This is a genomic window from Haloarcula laminariae (assembly GCF_025457605.1).
In the GTDB taxonomy this organism is placed as follows: Archaea; Halobacteriota; Halobacteria; order Halobacteriales; family Haloarculaceae; genus Haloarcula; species Haloarcula laminariae.
On record NZ_JAMZFY010000001.1, the window covers coordinates 1,965,988 to 1,987,794 of the forward strand.

At 67.8% G+C, this 21,807-nt stretch carries 26 protein-coding genes; 13 read left to right on the forward strand and 13 right to left on the reverse strand.

All coding sequences use genetic code 11. From position 1 onward, the window contains the following. Positions 1–26: 26 nt before the first annotated feature. From crtD to NJQ98_RS10135, 4 genes are read left to right on the forward strand one after another with little or no spacing between them, the layout of a single operon-like run. Complete coding sequence (crtD, locus tag NJQ98_RS10120) at positions 27–1,514, forward strand: carotenoid 3,4-desaturase (protein ID WP_262178215.1); 1,488 nt, start codon at positions 27–29, stop codon at positions 1,512–1,514. Then, positions 1,511–2,392 carry a prenyltransferase gene (locus tag NJQ98_RS10125; RefSeq protein WP_262178217.1) on the forward strand — a complete coding sequence of 294 codons (882 nt, stop codon included), beginning with the start codon at positions 1,511–1,513 and terminating at the stop codon, positions 2,390–2,392. Before crtD ends, NJQ98_RS10125 begins: the two co-directional genes overlap by 4 nt. Next, positions 2,385–3,254: a bisanhydrobacterioruberin hydratase gene (cruF, locus tag NJQ98_RS10130; RefSeq protein ID WP_262178219.1), complete on the forward strand. Its 870-nt coding sequence runs from the start codon at positions 2,385–2,387 to the stop codon at positions 3,252–3,254. The genes NJQ98_RS10125 and cruF overlap by 8 nt, the downstream gene beginning before the upstream one ends. 53 nt (positions 3,255–3,307) lie before the next feature. Beyond that, the gene (locus tag NJQ98_RS10135; RefSeq protein ID WP_262178221.1) at positions 3,308–4,411 is read left to right on the forward strand and encodes an NADH:flavin oxidoreductase/NADH oxidase; all 1,104 of its coding nucleotides are present in this window, start codon (positions 3,308–3,310) and stop codon (positions 4,409–4,411) included. A gap of 18 nt (positions 4,412–4,429) precedes the next feature. On the opposite strand, the gene NJQ98_RS10140 is transcribed toward NJQ98_RS10135, so the two are convergent. The 4 genes from NJQ98_RS10140 to NJQ98_RS10155 form a co-directional block, all read right to left on the reverse strand. Continuing rightward, a complete protein-coding gene (locus NJQ98_RS10140) occupies positions 4,430–4,753 on the reverse strand; it encodes a DUF7979 domain-containing protein (protein WP_262178223.1) in 324 nt (107 codons plus the stop codon). Positions 4,754–4,807: 54 nt separating this feature from the next. Further along, on the reverse strand, positions 4,808–5,803 hold the full coding sequence (locus tag NJQ98_RS10145) for a DUF368 domain-containing protein (RefSeq protein ID WP_262178225.1): 996 nt from the start codon (positions 5,801–5,803) through the stop codon (positions 4,808–4,810). Positions 5,804–5,887: 84 nt separating this feature from the next. Then, complete coding sequence (locus NJQ98_RS10150; protein ID WP_262178227.1) at positions 5,888–6,133, reverse strand: DUF7127 family protein; 246 nt, start codon at positions 6,131–6,133, stop codon at positions 5,888–5,890. A 109-nt stretch (positions 6,134–6,242) separates the two neighbouring features. After that, positions 6,243–7,598, reverse strand: coding sequence for a phosphoribosylamine--glycine ligase (locus NJQ98_RS10155; RefSeq protein WP_262178229.1), 1,356 nt, complete (start codon positions 7,596–7,598; stop codon positions 6,243–6,245). Between the two features lie 116 nt (positions 7,599–7,714). Between NJQ98_RS10155 and NJQ98_RS10160 the strand changes: the two genes are divergently transcribed. After that, a complete protein-coding gene (locus tag NJQ98_RS10160) occupies positions 7,715–7,987 on the forward strand; it encodes a DUF7553 family protein (RefSeq protein ID WP_262178231.1) in 273 nt (90 codons plus the stop codon). Here NJQ98_RS10160 and NJQ98_RS10165 read toward each other — a convergent pair. Both NJQ98_RS10165 and NJQ98_RS10170 read right to left on the reverse strand, forming a co-directional pair. Then, positions 7,984–9,108, reverse strand: coding sequence for a YihY/virulence factor BrkB family protein (locus NJQ98_RS10165; RefSeq protein WP_262178233.1), 1,125 nt, complete (start codon positions 9,106–9,108; stop codon positions 7,984–7,986). The two genes, NJQ98_RS10160 and NJQ98_RS10165, sit on opposite strands and share 4 nt — an antisense overlap. Before the next feature lie 111 nt (positions 9,109–9,219). Further along, positions 9,220–10,449, reverse strand: a complete 1,230-nt coding sequence (locus NJQ98_RS10170; protein ID WP_262178235.1) for an ornithine cyclodeaminase, nickel-pincer nucleotide-dependent — start codon at positions 10,447–10,449, stop codon at positions 9,220–9,222. Between the two features lie 162 nt (positions 10,450–10,611). Here NJQ98_RS10170 and NJQ98_RS10175 point away from each other — a divergent pair, with 162 nt between their 5' ends. From NJQ98_RS10175 to NJQ98_RS10190, 4 genes are all read left to right on the forward strand, one after another. Then, complete coding sequence (locus tag NJQ98_RS10175) at positions 10,612–10,785, forward strand: hypothetical protein (RefSeq protein WP_262178237.1); 174 nt, start codon at positions 10,612–10,614, stop codon at positions 10,783–10,785. 70 nt (positions 10,786–10,855) lie between these two features. Then, a complete protein-coding gene (locus tag NJQ98_RS10180; RefSeq protein WP_262178239.1) occupies positions 10,856–11,101 on the forward strand; it encodes a hypothetical protein in 246 nt (81 codons plus the stop codon). A gap of 142 nt (positions 11,102–11,243) precedes the next feature. Continuing rightward, positions 11,244–12,167 carry a TIGR03571 family LLM class oxidoreductase gene (locus NJQ98_RS10185; RefSeq protein ID WP_262178241.1) on the forward strand — a complete coding sequence of 308 codons (924 nt, stop codon included), beginning with the start codon at positions 11,244–11,246 and terminating at the stop codon, positions 12,165–12,167. Between the two features lie 79 nt (positions 12,168–12,246). Next, entirely contained in the window at positions 12,247–12,993 is a 747-nt protein-coding gene (locus NJQ98_RS10190; RefSeq protein WP_262178243.1) for a pirin family protein, read from the forward strand. Positions 12,994–13,054: 61 nt separating this feature from the next. Here the strand turns inward: NJQ98_RS10190 and NJQ98_RS10195 are convergent, their stop codons facing one another. Next, positions 13,055–13,438, reverse strand: a complete 384-nt coding sequence (locus NJQ98_RS10195) for a hypothetical protein (RefSeq protein WP_262178245.1) — start codon at positions 13,436–13,438, stop codon at positions 13,055–13,057. Between the two features lie 112 nt (positions 13,439–13,550). On the opposite strand from NJQ98_RS10195, the gene NJQ98_RS10200 reads away from it, so the two are divergent. The 3 genes from NJQ98_RS10200 to NJQ98_RS10210 are packed head-to-tail and all read left to right on the forward strand — an operon-like array spanning position 13,551 to position 17,002. Continuing rightward, positions 13,551–15,458 (forward strand): PAS domain-containing protein, encoded by a 1,908-nt coding sequence (locus tag NJQ98_RS10200; protein WP_262178247.1) that lies wholly within the window; start codon positions 13,551–13,553, stop codon positions 15,456–15,458. Between the two features lie 38 nt (positions 15,459–15,496). Continuing rightward, complete coding sequence (locus tag NJQ98_RS10205) at positions 15,497–16,258, forward strand: response regulator receiver protein (RefSeq protein ID WP_262178249.1); 762 nt, start codon at positions 15,497–15,499, stop codon at positions 16,256–16,258. 48 nt (positions 16,259–16,306) lie between these two features. Beyond that, complete coding sequence (locus NJQ98_RS10210) at positions 16,307–17,002, forward strand: SOS response-associated peptidase (RefSeq protein WP_262178251.1); 696 nt, start codon at positions 16,307–16,309, stop codon at positions 17,000–17,002. On the opposite strand, the gene NJQ98_RS10215 is transcribed toward NJQ98_RS10210, so the two are convergent. Together NJQ98_RS10215 and NJQ98_RS10220 are read right to left on the reverse strand one after the other, a co-directional pair. Then, positions 16,999–17,403, reverse strand: a complete 405-nt coding sequence (locus NJQ98_RS10215; RefSeq protein WP_262178253.1) for a hypothetical protein — start codon at positions 17,401–17,403, stop codon at positions 16,999–17,001. The genes NJQ98_RS10210 and NJQ98_RS10215 overlap by 4 nt on opposite strands. A 79-nt stretch (positions 17,404–17,482) precedes the next feature. After that, the gene (locus NJQ98_RS10220) at positions 17,483–18,094 is read right to left on the reverse strand and encodes a translation initiation factor IF-2 subunit beta (protein WP_262178255.1); all 612 of its coding nucleotides are present in this window, start codon (positions 18,092–18,094) and stop codon (positions 17,483–17,485) included. A 169-nt stretch (positions 18,095–18,263) separates the two neighbouring features. Between NJQ98_RS10220 and NJQ98_RS10225 the strand changes: the two genes are divergently transcribed. Then, positions 18,264–18,791 (forward strand): HTH domain-containing protein, encoded by a 528-nt coding sequence (locus NJQ98_RS10225; protein ID WP_262178257.1) that lies wholly within the window; start codon positions 18,264–18,266, stop codon positions 18,789–18,791. Here the strand turns inward: NJQ98_RS10225 and NJQ98_RS10230 are convergent, their stop codons facing one another. From NJQ98_RS10230 to NJQ98_RS10245, 4 genes are all read right to left on the reverse strand, one after another. Then, positions 18,792–18,947, reverse strand: coding sequence for a hypothetical protein (locus NJQ98_RS10230; RefSeq protein WP_262178259.1), 156 nt, complete (start codon positions 18,945–18,947; stop codon positions 18,792–18,794). It abuts the gene before it with no gap. Positions 18,948–18,995: 48 nt separating this feature from the next. Continuing rightward, entirely contained in the window at positions 18,996–19,829 is an 834-nt protein-coding gene (locus NJQ98_RS10235) for an ion transporter (protein ID WP_262178260.1), read from the reverse strand. 72 nt (positions 19,830–19,901) lie between these two features. Beyond that, the gene (locus NJQ98_RS10240; RefSeq protein WP_262178262.1) at positions 19,902–20,882 is read right to left on the reverse strand and encodes a chemotaxis protein CheW; all 981 of its coding nucleotides are present in this window, start codon (positions 20,880–20,882) and stop codon (positions 19,902–19,904) included. Next, on the reverse strand, positions 20,879–21,772 hold the full coding sequence (locus NJQ98_RS10245) for a ParA family protein (protein ID WP_262178264.1): 894 nt from the start codon (positions 21,770–21,772) through the stop codon (positions 20,879–20,881). Before NJQ98_RS10245 ends, NJQ98_RS10240 begins: the two co-directional genes overlap by 4 nt. Positions 21,773–21,807: the final 35 nt, after the last annotated feature.

The following is a 21,807-nucleotide window of genomic DNA, read 5'->3' on the forward strand; positions in this document are numbered from 1 at the left end:
GTCGCTCCGGGTCCGAGAGCACAGCAATGAGCGACCTGTCCGGAGACGAGGTTGTCGTGGTGGGCGGCGGTTTCGGCGGCCTCTCGGCGGCCTGCTATCTGGCCGACGCAGGGGCGGACGTGCGAGTCGTCGAGAAGAACGAACAGGTCGGGGGGCGCGCCTCCCGGCTGGAAGCGGGGGAGTTCACCTTCGACATGGGGCCCTCCTGGTATCTGATGCCCGACGTCTTCGAGCGCTTCTTCGCGTACTTCGGGAAGGAGCCGTCGGACTTCTACGACCTCGAACGGCTTGACCCCCACTACCGCATCTTCTTCAAGGACGGTGACAGTCTGGACGTGACCGGGAACAACGACGAGATGCGCGAGCTGTTCGAGTCCTACGAGCCCGGCGCCGGCGAGGCCTTCGAGGAGTACCTAGAGACAAGCGAGCGCCACTACGAGACGGCGATGGACAAGTTCGTCTACGAGGACCGCTCGCGGCTCCGGGACTGGGTGGACCTGGACGTGATGACGGCCGCGCCCATCGGCCTGCAGCTGCTGGGCTCGATGCAGGGCCACGTCTCGGACTACTTCGACCACCCCAAGCTCCAGCAGATAATGCAGTACACGCTGGTGTTCCTCGGCGGGTCGCCCAAGAACACGCCGGCGCTGTACAACATGATGAGCCACGTCGATTTCAACCTCGGCGTCTACTACCCCGACGGGGGGCTGGGCGCGGTCGTCGACGGGCTCGTGGAACTGGGCGAGAGCATGGGCGTGACCTACGACACCGACAGCGAAGTCACGGAGATATCGCGGCGGAAGTCCGGGTTCCTCGTCGAGACTGTCAACGGCGACACGTACAACCCCGACGAGGTCGTCGTCAACGCGGACTACGGCCACGCCGAGCGGGAGCTCCTCCCCGAACACGAGCGGCAGTACGACGACGACTACTGGGAGGAGAAGACCTACGCGCCCTCCGCCTTCCTGCTGTACATGGGCGTCGAGGGCGACGTTGACCCGCTCGCCCACCACACGCTCGTGCTCCCGACCGACTGGGAGCCCCACTTCGACGACATCTTCGAGGAGCCCGACTGGCCGGACGAGCCGGCGTACTACATCTGTACCCCCAGCGAGACCGACCCCTCGGTCGCGCCCGAGGGCCACTCGAACTTGTTCGTGCTGGTCCCCATCGCGCCGGGCCTGCACGACGGCGACGCCGTCCGCGAGGAGTACCGCGAGAAGATTCTGGCCGACATCGCCGAGCACACGGGCGTCGACCTGCGCGACCGCATCGTCTACGAGAAGCAGTTCGCCGTCTCCGACTTCGGCGAGCGGTACAACGCCACCGAGGGGACGGCGCTGGGCCTCGCTCACACGCTGCGACAGACCGCGCTCTTGCGCCCGAACAACAAGTCTTCGGCCGTCGACGGGCTCTACTTCACGGGTTCGTTCACGACGCCCGGCGTCGGCGTCCCGATGTGTCTCATCAGCGGCGAACACACCGCAAAGCGCCTCATCGACGACCAGCAATGAGCGCCGTGACGGACCGCCTCACCAGTGTGCTCCCGGGCGAGGAGAGCCGCCCCGGCTACCTGTTCTGGCTCTCGCGACCCCGGTTCTGGCTCTATCAGGGCGGTCCGGTCGTCGTCGCCGCCACGTACGCCGCCGACGGCCCCGGCGAGCTGTTCTCGCCGCTCGCCGTCGCGCTCTTTCTGTACTTCACAGTCCCGGCCAACGTCTTCCTCTACGGCGTCAACGACATCTTCGACCGGGATATCGACGAGCACAACCCCAAGAAAGACGAGGGCCGCGAGGTCAGCTACCGCGGGGACCGCGTCGTCGTCGCGGCTATCGTCGCGTCGGGGTTGCTGGCCGCGGGCTTTCTCCCGTGGCTCCCGCCGCTGGGCCTCCTCGCGCTGTTCGGGTGGGCCGCCCTCTCTATCGAGTACTCCGCCCCGCCCCTGCGGTTCAAGACGACGCCGTTCCTGGACTCGCTGTCGAACGGGCTCTACATCCTGCCGGGCGTCGTCGCCTACGCCGCCATCGAGGGGGTGGCCCCGCCCGCGAGCGCCGTCGCGGGGGCGTGGCTCTGGACGATGGGGATGCACACCTTCTCCGCGATTCCGGACATCGAGCCCGACCGCGAGGCCGGCATCGAGACGACGGCGACCTACCTGGGCGAGTCGAACACCTACTACTACTGCGTGATGTGCTGGCTCACGGCCGCGTTCGTCTTCACGTTCACCCACTGGGTGTTCGGGGCCCTGCTGCTCGTCTATCCCGGGCTCGTCTTCGGCATCCTCGCCGTCGGCGTCGACATCGACCAGGCCTACTGGTGGTATCCGGCCATCAACACGCTCGTCGGCACAGTCTTTACCCTCGTTGGGCTGTGGGTGATGCTGTATGGCTGACGCGAGCGGCCGGTGGACACTGCCGCGGGACCGCCAGGCGGCGACCGCCCGACTCGACGCCGCCGTCCGCGAGCACCGCTTTACCATCGCCGTCGTCTTTCCCCTCGTCGGCGCGGTGACGCTGCTCGCCAGCGCCGAGGAGCTGTTGCCGCCGCCGCTCGCGTTCAACCCGCTTTTCGTCCTCTTCGGGACCCTGGTGATGCGGCTGCCGCTCGTCGCCGGCGTCGCGCCGTTGCTGGACCGCAAGGCGACTGCCGCGCTCGCCGCGCTGACCGCCTACTCCTACGGTATCGAACTCGTCGGCGTCCGCACGGGCTGGCCCTACGGCGACTTCGCCTACGGGGTGGACCTCGGCCCGATGCTGTTCGGCGAGGTGCCCCTGGGCTTGCCCGTCTTCTTCTTTCCCCTGGTCCTGAACGCCTACCTGCTCGTCCTGTTGCTGGGCGGCGAGCGGAGCGAGTCCCCGTGGCTCCGGCTGCCGGCGACGCTGGCGACGGTCGTCCTCGTCGACCTGGTGTTAGACCCCGGCGCCGTCGCCATCGGCTTCTGGACCTACGAGAGTCAGGCGTTCTACGGCGTCCCGTGGTCGAACTACCTCGGTTGGCTGCTGTCGGGGTCGGTCGCCGTCCTGCTGTTCGACTTCGGCTTCGACCGCGCCGGCCTGCGCCGCCGGCTCAGCGACTGCGAGTTCATGCTCGACGACCTGGTGAGCTTCGTCCTGCTGTGGGGCGGTATCAACCTCTTCTACGCCAACTGGATGCCGGTCGCGCTGGCCGCGCTGTTGGGGGCCGGGCTGCTGAAGACCGACAGGTTCGATTTCGACCTCTCGGAGACGCGGCTTGGCCGCGCCGTCCGGCGATAATTCCCGGTTCCGGGACCCCTGCGGTTATCCCTGTCCGTCACTAACTGCCCTCGATGTCAGGTCTGTTTTCGCCGCTAGAGTTGCGCGAAACGACGATACCGAATCGAGTGATGGTCTCGCCGATGTGCCAGTACTCCTGTGAGGCACGCGACGGCATCGCCACCGACTGGCACCGCACCCACCTCACCTCCCGCGCCGTCGGTGGCGCCGGACTGGTGATGACGGAGGCCACCGCCGTCGAGGGGCGGGGTCGCATCTCCCCGCAGGACCTGGGTATCTGGGACGACGCCCAGGCGACGGCGCTCGAACCGATTACCGAGTTCATCCGCGAGCAGGGCAGCGTCCCCGGCATCCAACTGGCCCACGCCGGCCGCAAGGCCGCGACGAGTCAGCCGTGGGAGGGCCACGAGCCGCTGGGCATCGACGACGGCGGCTGGGAGGTCGTCGGCCCGAGCGGCGAGCCCTGGCCCTACGACGAGGGCGAGGCCCCGCCGACACAGAAGCTCAGCCAAGACGGCATCAAGGACGTCGTCCAGTCGTTCCGCGAGGCGGCCCAGCGCGCCGACGACGCCGGCTTCGAGGTCGCGGAGGTCCACGCCGCACACGGCTACCTGCTCCACGAGTTCCTCTCGCCGGTGACCAACCACCGCGAGGACGAGTACGGCGGGAGCTTCGAGAACAGGAGCCGCATCGTCCGGGAAGTCACCGCCGCGGTGCGGGAGGTCTGGCCCGACGACAAGCCGGTGTTCGTCCGCATCTCGGCGACCGACTGGCTCCCCGAGCGTGACGCGTGGACCGTCGACGACTCCGTTCGCCTCGCCGACGACCTGGCCGAGGTGGGCGCCGACCTCATCGACGTCAGCGGCGGCGGCATCCACCCCGACTCCCGGCCGGAGAACGCGGGTCCGAACTATCAGCTCCCCTACGCCGAACGCATCGGCTCCGAGACCGAATCGGACGTCGGCGTCGGCGCAGTGGGCGGCATCACGACGCCCGAGCAGGCCGAGGCCGTCATCGCCAACGAGCGGGCGGACCTGGCCATCGTCGGCCGGGAACACCTGCGGGACCCCTACTTCGCGCTCCACGCGGCAGAGGCGCTGGGCGCGACCGAGGAGATAGAGGGACCGGCACAGTACCGCCGCGCGTTCGGGTTCTAACCGCACTGCTCCGAGGGGTCAGGGAACGGCCACGGCGACCTCGTACGTTCGGTTCTGATAGCGCACGTATCGGTGGTCGACGAACACCTCGTAGGAGACGTTCGACGGAATGTCGACAGCACTGGAGCCGTTTCTCGCTCGCTCGAAGAGCTCCCGCTGGTCCGACGAGAGCGCTTCGAACGCGACCGTTTCGCTCGCTGTCGGGGTCCCGTCGACCGGGGCGACGGTGAGGGAGCCGGCGCTACTGGGCTCGTCCCCGCCGGCGAAGGCGACGTAGGCGCCGCCACCGACGACGAGGAGTGCCAGCGCAGTGGCGGCCAAGAGCCGAGTGCCTCGGTCCATACCGGGCTATCGGCAGCGGCTACGAAGTGCTTTGTGTGGCGGCCGGCGCTGCCCTCACACCGAGTCCAGGTCGAGGTCGACAGCGAACCAGTCGAGCGCGAGCAGGAAGACGCTCCCGACGACGGCCGCGCCGGCGAAGGCGACCAGCACGTCCGTCGAGAGGCCGACCTTGCTCTGGGTCTCCACGACCGGTGCCCGCAACGCCCCCACGACCAGGGCGACCAGGAACGCCATCGTCGCCGGCCGGTTCCGGTCCAGCGCGCGACGGACGACCCGGGAGACGGTGAACAGCCCGACGAGCCCGCCCGCGATGAACGTGACGACGACCGTCGCGTCGGCGGTGAGCGTCGCGGCCGACCCGCCGGTCACGGGCGACAGCACTCCGTCAATGAACCGACTGAGCGTGTCTGACATCCGCTCGTACTGCCCGAGGATAATCAGGAGGAGCGACCCCGAGATGCCCGGCAGTATCATCGCGCTGACCGCGACAGCACCGGCCAGGAAGACGACGAGCAGGTTGCCGGTCTCCAGAAACCGGAACTCGCCCGCCAGCAGGAACGCGATGAGAAACCCGACGACACCAGACGCTATCTGAAACCAGGAGTCGAAGGACAGTTCGCGAAGCAGGATGACCGCCGAGACGGCGATGAGGCCGAAGAAGAACCCGAATAGGAGCGCCGGCGTCTCGTCGGCCAGGATACTGACCGCGCGGGTTATCAACACGACCGCCAGGCCCACCCCGGCGACGAGCGCCAGGCCGAACCAACCGTCTATCTCGTCGAAGACGGACAGCGCCTCGCGGAAGTCGAAACCGCCGTCGAGCGGCGTCAGCGCCGTCAACAGCGTCAGGATGCGGTCGGGCGTGATGGCGTTTATCATCGCGATGAGCCGACCGTAGATGCCGGCGATGAGCGCGATCGTGCCGCCGGAGACGCCCGGCACGGCGTCGGCACTGCCCATGCAGAGACCGATAGCGAACGTCCGCGCCCACTCGCGTACCGGCGGGACGGAGCCACTGAGCGTCGGCAGCTTCTCCGGCGGGGTTGTCATTGCCCTTCACTACCGCCAAGCGGGTAAAATCTCTTGTGAAGTCAGCAGGTGCCGCTACGCGTCGACCGTCTCCCCGAACGGCTCTCAGTCGTCGCTTTCCACGACGAGGACGCCGTTCCGTAGCGACGCCGTCCCGCTGTCGTCGGGCAGCTCGACGTCGATTTCGGTCCGGAGCATGGGGGTGTCGACGGCGACGACAGCCGTCTCACCGATACACTCGACTGTCACCTCGTCGTCGGCGAGCGGGTGCAGATCCGCTGCGACCGTCCACCCGTCGTCGTGTTCGGTGCGAGAGACGTACAGATCGTGTTGGTGCTGGGTCGCGTCCATCAGTCAAACTACAGTACGGCCGCTACCGACATAGGGGGCCGGTTGGCATGCGCCGAACGTCAGCGGCGGGGGTGACCGCCCGAGCGACAGGCGGACGCGCGGGCCGCCCTCACCGGGGACCCTCCAGATAACCCCAGGCCTGCAGTCGGTCGCCGTCGCCCTCTATCCACCGCTCGCCGATGTCGTCCCGGTAGTAGGAATTGGGGATGACGATGTCGTCGATGCGGTCGTAACACTGCCGCCGGGCCGCCGCCATCGTCTCCCCTTTCCCGGTCACCACGATGGGCATCCCGCTCTCCCCGGCGACCCGCCACTGGCCGTCCGCCGCCCGGCCGGCCTCGCTCGGCGTATCGCCGCTGAATACACGCTTTGCGTCCTCCAGATGAATTCCGTCGCGGTCGGGCGTCTGGAACACGACGGCGGCGTTGCGCGAGTTCTCGTCGTACGTCCGCTCGTCGTCGAACGGGAACGGCGGGAGGACGACCCGGACCCCGACCTGGAACCCGCGGTGGACCTGCAGGTCGGGGTCCCGCCCGTGTGCGAGGTCGTCGAAGAACCGGCCGGTCGGGGACTCGAACCCCTCCTCCTGGAGCGCGATAGTCGGGTAGCCAAAGCGGGGCGTAAACTCCAGGGGAGCGATGCCGCTATCGCTGACGATACAGTTGAGGTCGATGCTGCCGACGTACCCCTCCGCGGAGAGCCACCCTTCGAGTTTGCCCAGCGTCGCCTCGAACAGTTCGGTGCGGCCGGTCCAGAACATCGAGGTGCCCATCTCCCCGGTCGAGGGACCGACGTTCCCCGGGAACAGCTTCTTGTGCTCGAAGTTGATGTTGACCGGCTCAACGAACCATTCGCCGTTAAAGAACCCGCAGATTGCGACTTCGACGCCATCGACCTTCCGCTGGAGCTGGAAACCCTTCATCCGGTGACCCCAGGCCTTCCGGTAGGCTTGCAGTACGTCCACGACGTCGCTCCCGTCGTCCTCGTTGCCGACGTACAGGAGCCGCTTTACGTTCTGGACCTCGCCGAGCGGTTTGATGACGTACGCCGCCGGGTTCTCGCGGACGAACTCGATGCCAGCGTCGAAGTCGTGGAACTCGTGGTGGTCGACGGTGGCGACGCCGTGGTCCTCCAGGACCTCCATCGCGTAGCCGCGGTCCTCCTCCAGCCGGTCCGTGGCGGGAGTCCCGCCGACGACGGCTTTCCCGTCCGCACGGAGCTCCTCGGCGAGCGCCCCGGTACCGATGTCGGACCCGACCCAGATGTCGTCGAAGACGACGACATCGGCCCACTCGACGTCCTCGCGCCAGTCGTCCGTCTTCGGGACGAAGCCGTCGCCGATGTCCCGGTCGCTCTCGGCCTCGATGTAGTAGCGCACGTCGTGGCCCTCGCGGTAGACCTGCCACGCGAGGTCGGTGATGAGCGCCGCGTCGGCCGAGACGAACAGGAAGTTGCTGGCTGCCATGCCGGCATCTCGGCACGGAGCGCCTTCAGTGTGGGCGACCGGCCGCCCCATCACAGATAGCTGCAGGAACCTCCACCAGAGGAACTGTTTTATTCCTCCTTCGGGAACGGTCGAATATGGCACGTAAGGAACTCGCAACAGCCAGCGACCGGCTCGAATCGGCAGCTGCAAACACCGGAAACGACGATGCGGGCGAGCGCCTCGGCGAACTGGCCAGCCAGCTCGAAGGGCTCTCGACCGCCGACCGCGGCCCGGACCACGGCCGACTGGCCCGCATCCAGTCCGCGCTGAACGACCTCCAGAGCGGTGACGGCGGCGACGTGGCCGAAACTATCGACGAGGCCGACGACGCCATCAACGAGTACCGGTCGGACCTCGAAGGGGTCTAATCGTCGGCGGTCTCGCCCGTGGGGGCGGTTGCGGGGTCGCCCGCTTCTTCCCCCGCACGGGCGGCCATGTACGCGACCAGTTCGTCGTCGGAGAACTGCCAGCGCAGCGTCACCAGCCACTGGTTCTCGTCGCCCTCGGTCGACGACTGTTCGAGCAACTCGACGGGCCCGGTCGGCTTCGGCCGGCGTCCCACGAGCTCCGTGCGCCGGGGGGAGCCTCGGTCGGCCAGTAGCTCGGTCCGGAGGTCGGCGAGATACGCCACGAGCGCCGCTCGGTCGAACGACTCCGTTCGCTCCGTCTCGAAGTGGGCCTCCGTTCGACCGACGCCACCGGGCCCGCCCAGGGAGTGGCCCCCGACCACGGCGTTGACCACCGCGCCCAGTAGCAGGACGAGCGCCGAGAAGTAGAGGTAGGTGACGACCACGATGACGCCGCCGAAGAAGCTCCCCGAGCTCGGGTCCGCGACGGAGAGGTAGAGCTGGAACAGCCCCTGCAGGGCCCCCCAGCCGACGGCGGCAACGACGACGCCGGGGAGTACGTCCCGGACACCCACGTCCACGTCCGGGAACACGTAGTATATCGGATAGAACGCGACGACGAGCCCCGCTATCAGCGCCACCGGCGTCAACACCTGGCTGTAGGGAACCTGTTCGACCAGCCCGCCCAGCACGACGCTGGAGGCGACCATCGCGACGAGCGCGAGGACGAGCGCGAAGAAGACGACGAGCCCGTCGCGGAACTTGTCCACCAGCGTGTTCGTATCGACGGTCTCGTAGATTTCCGAGAAGGCCGTGTCCAGCCCGCGGAATATCTTCAGCGTCCCCCACAGGAGGACGACGAGCCCGATAATCGACGCGCCGGTCCCGTCCGCGTTGCCCCGCAACAGCTGGGTCACGACATCGGCGATCGGACCGGGCAACCACGTCCCGGCGATTGCCGCAATCCGTTCTTCCAGCCCGGTCCCGACCGTCGTCAGGACCAGAAACACCAGGAGGAGCATGGGTGCAAGCGAGATGAACGCGTGGTAGGCGAGCGCCGCCGCCATGAACGAGACGTTTTTCTCCGAGACGTCCGAGGCGATGCGCTTCCCGAGCTCGACGGCGCCGGACTGTGTGACCATACGCCAACTAGTCAACCGATTGAAAAGAGTGTGTGATGCGAGTTCCACGCGCCGTGGACCCGACGTTGTTGTGCGGTACGTACCATCGGGACTGGCCGCCGCTCGTGGGCCCTACTCACCGACCAACTCCTCCGCCAGCAGCGGGACGAACGTCCCGATGTCGGTGACCATCCCCACGGCCTGTGCGCTCCCGCGGTCGAGCAGTTGGGTGACGGTGGCGGGGCTGATATCCACGCAGACGACCGGCGTCGTCGAGGGGAGGCAGTTGCCGACGGCCACGGAGTGCAGAAGCGTCGACAGCATCAGCACCATGTCGGCTTCGTGGGCCTGCTCGCGGATGGCCTCCTGGGCCTCGACGGCGTCGGTGATGGTGTCGGGCAGCGGGCCGTCGTCGCGTATCGAACCCGCGAGCACGTAGGGTCGGTCGTTGACCACGCACTCGTACATCACACCGGAGTCGATGGTGCCGGACTCGACGGCCGGCCCGATGCCGCCCTCGCGGATGACCTCGCTGATGGCGTAGATGTGGTGTTTGTGGCCGTGGCGGGCGTGGTCCAGCGTCTCGGTGTCGACGCCCAGCGACGTGCCGTAGAGGTCCCGCTCGATATCGTGGACGGCGAAGCCGTTGCCGGCCGAGAGCATGTCGACGTACCCCTCGCGGACGAGTCGGGCGAGCGCCTCCCGAGCCCCCGAGTGGATGAGCGCCGGCCCGCAGACCGCCAGGATATCGCCGCCCTCGGCCTTCGTCTCCCGCATCGCGGTAGCTATCTGCCGGATGGTCGACTCCGAGGGGCGTTCGGCGGAGACGCCGCCCTGCATGAAGCCGAAAGCCCCACCGGTGTCCCGGGGCCGCTCGGGCGGTTCGACCCTGATGCCGGTGTCGCCCGTGACGATTCGGTCGCCCGCCTCGACGGCGTTCAGGACCTTGGTGTAGGCCCGGGGGCCGCTTTCCCCCTCGGAGACCACGATGGCACAGTCCATCTCCATCCGCTCGACTTCGAGCCACTCGCCGTCGTACCGGACGAAGGTCGGGTGGTTCGTCGTGGAGTAGAAGCCCTGTGGGACGACTCTGTCGGCCGGCGCCCGCTCCAGCGTCGCGTCGGTCGGGTCGGCCGGGTTCGCGCCGTGCTGGTGGAGTTCGTGGACGATGGACTGTAGCGTCGCCTCGTCGTCGGCCTCCACGAGCAGGCGGGCGTAGGACTCCTCCTCCTTGCGCCGGCCGATGTCGAACGCCTCGACGGTGAAGGTGCCGCCCATGTCCATGACGATGCTGAACGCGGTCCCCATCGTCCCGGAGTCGATGATGTGCCCTTCCAACTCCACCTCGCGGGAAACCGTCATACCAAGCATTGGTAACGTGAAACAAAGACGGTTGCGGTGGGCTGTCACTACTGAGTCCCCGCTGTGTGGGGCGGACGCCGTACCGCATACAGCGAATCGGTACAGCGCGGTTTTGAGCGTCGGGAAGACACTTACCGGTTCACGTGGCCAGTTCCGAGTGGCATGGTACACTGCCCTGAATGCGACGGAGCGATAGAAGAGGAATCGGACGTCGAGTTCCTGGACCTGGACGCCAAAATGGCCGGTCTCTTCAGGTCGTCCAAGCGATTCTACGTCGTCGCGTGTAACGACTGCGGCGCCGCCATCGGGAGCGGTGTCGCTGGCGGGGGCGGCTGACGGATACCGGCGTATTCCGGACTATCGAGGGGTCCGGGACGTTTATTTTCCGTCAGTACGGCGGCCCCATATGGGTCAACTGGACTTGGTCGGTCTCCTGATTGTCGGCGGTTCTTTTCTCGTCGGAGTCGTCGGCTTGCTCCTGCTCGGGCCGGTCGGGTTTTTACTCGGCCTCGCCGGAGCGATATTCGTCGGGTTCTCACTCAAATCCGCCTACGAAAACCAGCTCGCGCGTATAAATACGCTGGAGGAACGGGTCGCGAAAGTCGAGTCGACAGTCGAGGGAGTAGAGGACAGCCCAGAGGGCGACGAGTGAACGCGAGGCGCCGCTGAGAGATTGGTCAGCCCGAGTCGTCGGTTGACGTGTGCCCCGTTTGACGCCCACCACCTGTCATGCCCGACCTTCGACAAGACCCGCGACCCCAGCACCGATACGTCTCCAGCGGATACGACCGGCAATGACCGGACGTGGCTACGAGAACGCCGGGTACCGACGGCTGTTCGACGGGGACGGGCTCTCAGTCGGGCTGGGACTCCCGCTGACCGGGGTCCGCGAGTCGACGCCGGCCGTCGACGAGGAGGTTCGGCTGGCAAAGCGGGCGGAGTCGCTCGGCTTCGACGGGCTCTGGGCCCGGGACGTCCCGACGTTCTGGCCGCGCTTCGGGGACGCCGGCGGGGCCTTCGACACGTGGCCGCTGCTCTCGCACCTGGCCGCCCACACCGACGACGTGGCGCTGGGAACGTCGAGCGTCGTGCTCCCGCTTCGCCACCCCATCCACCTCGCCAAGTCGGCCGCGACCGTCGACCGGCTCTCCGGCGGCCGGCTGGTCCTCGGCGTCGCCTCGGGGGACCGCGACCCGGAGTACCCGGCCTTCGATGTCGACCCCGACGAGCGGGGCGAACTCGTCCGCGAGCGCGTCGCCGCGATGCGGGCCATCTGGCGCGGGGAGTTCCCCGAAATCGAAGGGTCGTGGGGCCGTCTCGACGGCGACCTCGACGTGCTCCCGAAACCGACGACGGAGACGCTGCCGCTCCTGCCGACGGGCAACTCCCGCCAGTCCGAGGCGTGGATCGCCGACCACGGCGACGGCTGGCTGTTCTACCATCTGCCCGAATCGACGCTGCAGTCGTATCTCGACCGCTGGCGCGACCGGACAGATGACAAGCCCTTCGCCATCGCCGTCCGGGTGGCCATCGCCGACGACCCGGCGGCCGGCCCCGACCCGCTCCACCTGGGCTACCGCGCCGGGGTAGAGTGGTTCCGTGACTACTTCGGACGGCTCGAATCCTACGGGCTCGACCACGCCATCGTCGGTCTAGAGGCCGACGACCCGGAAGCGGCGATGGAGACCTTCGCGGCCGAGGTCCTCGGGGAGTTCTGAGACGGGACGAACCGGCGGTACGAGCGCCGACAGCCGTCGCCCCCGCGTATATCAGGCTCCGGCGCCAACTGACCCTATCATGGCTCAGTCGGAATCACTGTACAAAGCCCCCAGAACGACCGTCTCACAAGACCAGGGCAAGTTCCGGACCCACTTCAACTTCCCCGGCCGGAACCTCCCCGACCATGGTGACCACGGCTACGGCCCGCTGGCGACGGTCGTCGAGTCGTTCATGGACCCCGGCACGCTCATCGGGATGCACCCCCACCGCAACGAGGAGATAATCTCGTGGGTCCCCGAGGGCGTCATGCGCCACGACGACCGACAGGGGAACGAACTGGTCACCGACCCCGAGAACCTGCTGGTGATGAACGCCGGCCGGGAGTTCTGGCACGAGGAGCGAACGCTGGACGACGACCCGCCGCTTCGAATGCTACAGATATTCGTCCGGCCCCACAGCCTCGGGCTGGAGCCGGGGATACAGCACGAGCCGATTCCGGCCCCGGTCGCGGGCGAGTGGCGGCACCTGTTCGGCCCGGACGGGGCGGGCGCGCCCGCGTCCGTCCGGAACCGGGTCCACTGCCACGACGTCAGAGTCGACGCGGGCACCAGCGTCGACCTCCCGGCGGTCGACGACTGGGACACCTACTTCTACGTCTTCGAGGGCGAGGTGACGGTCGACGGGACGCGGTTCGGTCGGACCGAGAGCGGCCTGCTGGTCGAGGACACCGACGCGGCGATGACCGCGGCGACCGACGCCGTGGTGGTCGCGTTCAACATCGACCCGACGGCCCGTGTCACACGCCAGGGCACCATCGGCCGCTGAGACGGCCGGCTGTCGTGACGACGTTCGCCACGGTAATCGTACAGCTGGCGGTCCGAGACCGCTACGCGTCGACCCGGCGGTCGACGGCCCACGATATCGACGCCTCGTCCTCGCACAGCCTGCGGTAGAACCGCTGCAGTCCGGCGGACTCGGTCTCGGGCAGTACGTGCAATCGGACGGTGCCGTCCCGGACCGCCACGCGGAACACGTCGGCCGTGTCCTCGTCCCGAACCAGCCACAGCGGCATCGGGAGGTCGTGGAAGTCCCCGTACCGATAGGGGCCGTCGGCCAGGATGTCGGTGACGACGGCCGCCAGCTCCGGCTCCGTGTAGTCGCTGTCGGGCGTCAGTTCGAACTCCGTGCCGCCCTCGTACTCGACGCCGCTCCCGTGGGGGTATCGGCGCGTCGGCCGGGCCGGAATCGAGAACGAGGGGTCGCCCGTCATCTACGTAGCCGTAGGTCGCGGTAGCGTTTAAAATCGCGCCCCGGCCGCGGCCGGTATCCGTCCTGATAACGCGGCGAGTACATTTAAACGAGAGAATATCATCAGTTCGGCTATGTACTCCGGAGGTGCGAGCGCCTCGCTCGTGGCGCACGTCGGCGAGGACCGCGACGCTGTCGTCAGAGCGGTCGAGTCGGCCGAAATCGGGGTTTCGTCGGTGCGCTCCGTCGGCAGTATCGCCTCGGCTCTCGACGCGATAGCCGAGGGAGACGTGGCCTGTCTGGTCTGTGAGTACGACCTCGAAGACGGGACCGGGCTCGAACTGCTCGATGAGCTCGCGGCCCGCGGGACCGCGCCGCCGACGCTGTTCCGCACCGATGACCCCGAGATGGGGTCCGAGGCGCTCGCGGCCGGCGCGACCGACATCCTCGTCGAGCGCGACGGGGTGGACTTGGTCCCGCTACTGGCCCGGCGGCTCCGCAACGTCCTCGCGACCCGGACGAGCGAACGGGACGACGCCAACGAGTCGGCCCTCGGGCTCCTCCAGAGCATGTACGACGTGACGACAGACCAGTCGGCGAGCTACGAGCGGACGGTCGACCGGCTGTTGCGACTGGGCTGTGAGGCGTTCGGGCTCTCCGACGGGTTCCTGACGCGGATAGAGCGCGAGGGCGACGACGGCACCCAGACCATCGTCCAGGCCCAGGGCGCCCACGAGCGGCTGGAGCCCGGCGCCTCCTGTCCGCTCTCGGAGGCGTACTGCCGGAAGACGATACGGACCGACGGGCTGCTGGCGGTCTCGAACGCCGTCGAGGCCGGCTGGGCGGACGACCCCGCCTACGAGGCCTTCGAGCTGGGGTGTTACATCGGCGGGAAGGTAGTCGTCGGCGGCGAGCTCTACGGGACGCTCTGTTTCGCGTCGACGGAGCCACGCGCGGCGCCGTTTACCGACCTCGAACGCACGGCGGTGCGCCTGATGAGCGAGTGGCTCGGCTACGAACTCGACCGGAACCGGTCCCGGACCGAGCTGGAGCTGAAGAACCGCGCGATGGACGAGGCCCCGGTCGGTATCCTCATCAGCGACCCGGACCAGCCGGACAACCCGGCAGTGTACGTCAACGACCGGTTCACGGAGATGACCGGCTACCCGCCGGCGGCGGTCCTGGGACGCAACTGCCGGTTCCTGCAGGGCGAGGCGACCCGGGCCGAGCCGGTGGACCGACTCCGCGAGGCCGTCGCCAAGGCGGAGCCGGCCGCCGTCGAACTGCGCAACTACCGGCGCGACGGCACCGAGTTCTGGAACCGGGTGACGGTCGCCCCCATCGAGAACGACGAGGGCGAGGTGACCAACTACGTCGGCTTCCAGGAGGACGTCACCGAGCGCAAGGAACACGAACTCGACCTCAAACTGCGCGACCGGGCGATTTCGGCGGCCCCCATCGGCATCACCCTCCACGACGTGACGGCGTCCGAGTGGCCCATCACGTACGCCAACGCGGGATTCGAGAACATCACGGGCTACGAGCGGGCGTCGGTCGAGGGCGAGGGGGCCTCGGTCCTGGTCGGGGCGGAGACGGACGAGAGACAGCTGGCGGCGCTCGAACGCGCGTTCGAGGACGGCCAGGCGGCCTCCGAGACGCTGTTGCTCTACCGGGCGGACGGCGACCCCTTCTGGGGGCGCGTGAGCATCGCCCCGGTCAGCGAGGCGGACGGGCCGGTGACACACGCGGTGGGCTTCCTGGAGGACGTGACCGAGACGAGAGAGCACGCCGAAGAGATAGAGCGCCGGCTCGACGAGTTCGGGGACGTGCTCGCCGCCGAGCTACAGACGCCGTTACAGGAGGCACGGTCCCGGCTCTCGGCCGACGCGGACGAACTCTCCGCGGACGACCTCGCGGCCGCGCTGAGCGCGCTCGAACGGACCGACAGCCTCATCGACGACCTCACGACCGTCCACTCCTTCTCGGTGAAATCCCGCGACGTGTTCGACACCGGCGGGGCTGCCCCGGGAACGGACCTATGAGTGGACGCCGGCCGGTGTCGGACACACCTTGACCAGCAATGGACCACCTCATCACCCACGTCGTCATCTGTGAGGAAAACCGCACCCGCGCGGAGCTGTACGCGCTCTGGCTCGACCCGGCCGACGTGGAGATAGCGGTGACGGCGCGGGAGGCGACCGAGGCCGTCCACGAGGCGACGGCCGTTGTCGTCCTCGACCAGGGGTTCGCCGGCGAGAAGACCCGCCGGTTGCTGTCGGTTCTGCGGTCGAAGTCGCCGCTCTGTCGGGTCCTCGAGACCCGGGAGCGGTCGGCGCCGTTCCCGGCGCTGGGGCTCGACCACCGGCTTGGCAAGCCGGTCTTCGAGGCGGAGCTGACCGAGCTCGTCGACACGCTGCTCCTGCGGGCCAACTACCATCTCGTCCTCCGGCTCTACTACCAGACGACCGCGCCCCTGCTGTCGCTACAGCACCTGGCCGAACCCAGCGAGGGCGAACGGGAGCGACGGGCGACGCTCGAACGGCGAGCCGACCGGCTCAAGGAGATTATCCGCGCGTATCAGACGGAGATGTCGGAGGGGGACATCGCGGCCGTCAAGGACGCCGTCAACTACACCCCCGTCCGCGAGGCCCGGGACAGCGATACGGAACTGAGCAGCAAGTACCGCCCCGAGAAGTGTTCGCGCTGCCGGGAGCCGTGGGAGGGCGACGGCGGGACGAAGGTGACGAAACTGGGCGCCTACGTCTGGCGCTGTGGGAACTGCGGCCACGTCCAGATGCGGGCGGATCCGAGCCACCAGGACGTCGGCAAGTTCCGGCGGTAAGGGCCCGCAAGGACGCGACTTATCCGGACGGAAGCCTATCGGAACCGTATGTGTGGCCGCTACAGCCTCTTCGCCCCGCCAGCCGACATAGAGGCGCGTTTCGACGCCGCCTTCGACTTCGACTTCGAGGCCCGCTACAACGCCGCGCCGAGCCAGTCGCTCCCGGTCATCACCGGCGAGGACCCCGACACCATCCAGCGCATGGAGTGGGGGCTGGTCCCGTCGTTCGCCGACGACCGGAGCGACCACGGCTACATCAACGCCCGCGCCGAAACGCTCGCCGAGAAGCGGTCCTTCGCTGACGCCTACGAGTCCCGCCGCTGTCTCGTGCCCGCCGACGGGATGTACGAGTGGGTCGAAGAGAGCGGGGGGAAACAGCCCTACCGCGTGGCCCTGCCCGACGACGCGCTGTTCGCGATGGCCGGCCTCTACGAGCGGTGGGAACCGCCACAGCGCCAGACCGGGCTGGGTGAGTTCGGCAGCAGCGGGGAGAGCGGCGGGCAGGACGAAGTCATCGAGACGTTCACCATCGTCACCACGGAGCCAAACGACACCGTCGGCGAACTCCACCACCGGATGGCCGTCATCCTGGACCGCGAGGAGGAGTCGCAGTGGTTGACCGCGGACACCGGCGCCGCGGCCGACCTGCTGGACCCCTACGACGGCCCGATGCGGACCTATCCGATTTCGACGGCGGTCAACAGCCCCAGCAACGACTCGCCGGCGCTTATCGAGGAGGTCTAGAAGTACTCGTGGGGGTTCGTCTCTTCGGAGACGTCCCGCCCCCGACTGCCGGCGTCGAAGGCGTCCTCGTGTAACAGCAGGTAGAGCGACGACAGCAGTGAGAGCAGCGCGGTCCCCACCGGGACGGGCCCCGTCCGGCCGGAAAGCAGGGGGGCGAGGTAGACAGCTACCAGCCCCCCGAGCCCGACCACGGAGAGCCACAGTCCCCGCTTGCGGAGCAGAGCGACGCCCAGGCTCGACCGCAGGACGACCAGTCCGACCACCACCTTGCCGATAGCGAGCGCGTACCCAGCGGCGTCCGGCCCGGTCAACAACGTCGACAGACCGTCAGCCGTCCCCAGCCCGCCGAGACCGACGAGCAAGAGGCCGACGATGTAGCGCCCGCTGCCCTCGAATCCCATGGATAGGGCTTGACAGTTCATGCCTTATACCTGCCGCCAAAATTATCAGCGCGAAGAATCGGCCGCGCTGTGACCGGCGCTACTGGACGCGGCCGAAGGCCAGCGTCCCGCTGATGGACTCGATGTAGGCGTTGACGACCTGGCCCTCGCGGGCGCCGGAGACGAATATCGTGTACTTGCCCTTCTCGGCGACGCCGTCGCCCTCGCGGCCGGTGCCGGTGATTTTGACCTCGTAGGTCTCGCCCTCTTCGAGGGTGGGCGTGTTCTGCTGGGTCGTGTTGCTCGACCCCTTCGAGACCGGGCGGAAGGCACCGCAGGCCTGACAGCGCAGCATGTCGACGCCGTCCTCGGTCTTGAGGACGGTGTCGGGGAGGCCACACTCGGAGCAGGTGACGTACTCGGCAGTGTAGGCGTCGATAGCCGCCTGGAAGTCGGCGATGTCGAACGAGCCGTTGTATCGGGCCTCGCCGCCGTCGAACTGCCCGTTGGTCCCGAACTCGCGCTGGATGGCGCTGTGGAGGTGCTGGGCGTCCCGCGAGAGGGCGTCGGCGATGGCTTCGAGGTTCGTCAGCCGTGTGAACGCACCGTCAGTCTGGCCCTCGGGCTCCGGGATGGAGAGACGCTCGCCGGCCTCTCGGGGCTGGTCCGGTAGCACGTCGTAGGCTCTGTCGAGTGCGGATTCGTAGTTCATAGTTGAGAGAGTCGGTTCGGACGTTTAATCGTTCCGTGATAGTCGCTGCCAGCGTCCCGGCACGGGCCCGGTCCTCCGTCCGTGACGCCGGGGTCGACCGCCTTCCGGGACGGCTCGTAAACGCGGACGCTATCCACACACATATGGGTCCGCTCTCGCTACCTGAGGTATGGTCCAGATCGACCTGACCACGAGTCAGAAACAGACCCTGACTGCGCTGGTCAATCAACACCGCCCGGGCGAGGGGCCGGTCAAGGCACAGGACATCGCGGATTCGGTCGACCGCAGCCTCGGCACCATCCAGAACCAGATGCAGCGGCTGGCACAGCTCGGCGTCGTAGAGGGCGTCTCCGGGCCGGCCGGGGGGTACGAACCGACCGACATGGCCTTCGAGGCACTCGGTCGGGAACCGCTCTCCGACTCGGCGGCCGTCACCGTCGCCCACGACTACGAGCGCCTCGACGTGACCGTCGACCGGATAACCTTCCCGAGCGTCCACCACCCCGAGAACTGCCGCGCGGAGCTGCACCTCCAGCAGTCCATCGCCGACTTCAGCGTCGGGCAGGCCGTCGCCGCGGGACCGACGCCGCTGTCCGGGCTGGTCGTCGCGGGCACTATCGAGGCCATCGACGACACCTCGAACACGCTGATTATCGACGTGGCACAGCTGGAAGCCCCGGTCGAGGAGCCGGAGTAACTACCGGCCCCACTCGTAGAACCACCAGGCGCTACCGAGCAGGAGGAGTCCGGAGCCGAGAGCGGAGGTCGCCGGTTCGGGGAACACGAACAGGAGGAAACCGACGAGCAGCATGGTCGCCGGTTCGACCTCGTCGAGATGGTCACTGAGTGCCATATCGGAGCCTCGCCCGGCACCGTGAAAAGCCGTTCGCCGGGGGAACCCCTACTGCCGGGAGTCGTACTCCTGATAGATGACGTGTCCACAGGCCTTGCAGTGGGAGGCGTCGGGGTCGTGATAGGAGAGCCCGCAGTTCGGGCAGGTGACGGAGATTTTCTCCCGCGAGCGCCACTCACGGACTATCTTCCCGGCCTGCCACGGAATCAGGATGATGCCGGCGATGATGCCCCCGACCGTCACCCACCGACCGGCGGCCGTGACGGGGACGATGTCGCCGAACCCGACGGTCGTTATCGTCACCACGGTGTAGTAGAACGCGTCGCCGAACGTGGCCACGCCGGGGTTGTGACGGTGCTCGACGCTGTAGAACAGGCCGGCGGTGATAAAGAAGATGACCAGCACCGTCAGGAGTAGCTTCGTCGCACGCAGGGTGTTGTCGTCGATTGTCCCGAAGAAAAACTCCGCGTCGTCGGTGAAGCGGTAGAACCGCAACACGCGAATCACGCGAAGCACGCGCAGGAATCCGATGTTCACCCCGACCGCCGAGACCGGAAACGCGACGATAACGACCGTCGGGAGGACCGCCAGCAGGTCCACCATCGTGTAGGCGTTGAGGAACTCCGCGGCCCGGTTGCGGGCGCCGTAGAGCCGGAGCCCGTACTCGACGAGGAAGACGGCCGCGATGGCGACTTCGGCCCGCCAGAGCAGCGCCGCGGTCCCGTCAGCGACCGGGTAGGTCTCGGCGACGAACACCGCGATGAACACGAGATTCAACACCAGCAGGGCGACGTCTATCGCCTTGCCCAGCGGGGTCTCGTGGTCCAGCAGGTAGAACCGCACCTGCTCGCGCGTGTCGCTCGGAGCGGGCGAACCAGCCATCGTACACGGTTTTCGGACGGACGGCTACGTAGTTGCTCGGGTTCGAAACGACGCCGCGATACCGGACAGCGACTACTCGTCTTCGGACGCCGTCGCCTGTGCCAGCGCGTCCTCCGGTTCCACCCAGATGACGAACTGGTCGTACTCCTCGCGGTCGACGACGCCGTTGATGTACTCGGCGTCGACCGGCGGGTGGTTGATGTCCGACTCGGGCACCGGAACGACCTGCCGGACCTCGTCGACGACCCAGCCGATGGCGCCCTGGTCCTCGAACTGGTCGGGGTCGAAGACGATGATGAGGTTCTGGTCGCCCTCGCCCTCGATGTCCATCATCTCCTTCGGTTCGAGGATGGTCGTAATCTGGCCGCGCAGGTCGACGACGCCGTCGACGAACGCCGGGGTGTTTGGCACCCGGGTGACCGCGTCCCGCTTCACTATCTCCTCGACGTACTCGATGTCGAGACAGTAGTACTCGTCGCCCAGCGCGAACTCCAGGACGCGGACGACCTCCTCGGACTGGGTGGTCTCGCCCTCCATCGCCGCCCGGGCCCCGCCCTCGGTGGACTCGACCGACGAGGCGGCCATCGCTTCCTCCAGGAGTTGCTGGTCCGGGAGTTCGACGCCGCTGATATCGCCGGGGACCGTGCTGGCCCCGGTGGCGGCCGGCGTCTCGCCGGCCGCGGTCTCGCCGCCGGCATCTCCGCCCTCGGTGGCCGCGGTGGCCCCATCTGCACCGCCACCCATGACTTCGGCCGCCGACTGCGCCGCTCGCTGGGCGGCCGCCTGCGCGTCGCTCTCCGTCACGGTGTCGTCCGCGGCGTCGGTATCGGTGGGCCCGGACTCGGCGTCCTCCGCCGGCGCGGCGGATTCGTCCCCGCCGTCTCCCGTCGCGGGTGTCTCGTCGTTCTCGGTCGACGAGCGGTCGGCGTCGTCGCCGGTCTCGTCGTCGTCGGTCGCGGCCGAGTCGTCCTCGTCCGTCCCGTCGTCGGTACCCCTGCTGCCCGAGCGCATGTTACTGATGCGCTCTGCTCTGTCCATACGGTCGTCGCTCATGCTGTCACCTTGTTGTAACCGAACTTCTCGTCGAACTGCGCCGCGATGTCGCTGAACACCTCGGCCATGTCGCACTGTTCCTCGGTACCGAAAATCGAGTTCCCCTCGGAGTAGGCCCGCTGGAGGGCCACGCGTTTCCGGACCTGCCACACCGGGCTGTCGGGGAACGCGGCCTTGAACCACTTCAGCATCGTCTCGGCCTCGGAGGTCGCCTCGATGCGGTTGGCGACGACTCCGAGCATCTCCACCTGGATGTCGGCCTGCTGTTCGAGGGCGACCATCTGGTCCATCAGCAGTTCGATGGCGCGCTCGGAGGTGGCCTCCGCGAGGGCCGGAACGAGGACGTGCCGGGCCGCGAATACGCCGGTGTCGGTCAGGTTGCCGTAGAACGGGGGCGAGTCGATGATGATGTAATCGTAGCCCGACACCGTATCGAGCGCCCGGTCGAGCGTGTCGAGGGCGTGGCTCCCGCCAACCATCTCCGGCGTCACGTTGATAGCAAACTGGGAGAGGGCGGCCGGGTCGATGTCGAGCCCGCGGGCGTCGATGCGGGCGATGAGGTCGGCGATTGTCAGCTCGTGTTCCGCCTGCAACATGTCGATGTTGGACGGGACCACGTCCATCTCCTCGTGTTCGACCACGATGTCGCCGAGCACGTCGGGGTCGCCCGTGAGCACGTCGAACAGCGAGGGCGGCTGCGCGTCGTACGCGTCGACGAGCCCCAGTCCCTCGGTCGCGTTGCCCTGCGGGTCGAGGTCCACGAAGAGGACGTCCCGACCCCGGTCGCTCAACGCCCCGGCTACGTTGATCGCTATCGTCGTCTTGCCGGTCCCGCCTTTCGCGTTTGTCACGCAAATCCGGGCAGGGCCGGTCGCTTTACCCCGGTTCATCTGTCCGGAACTCGGAGGCCGGCCGGTATAAAAAT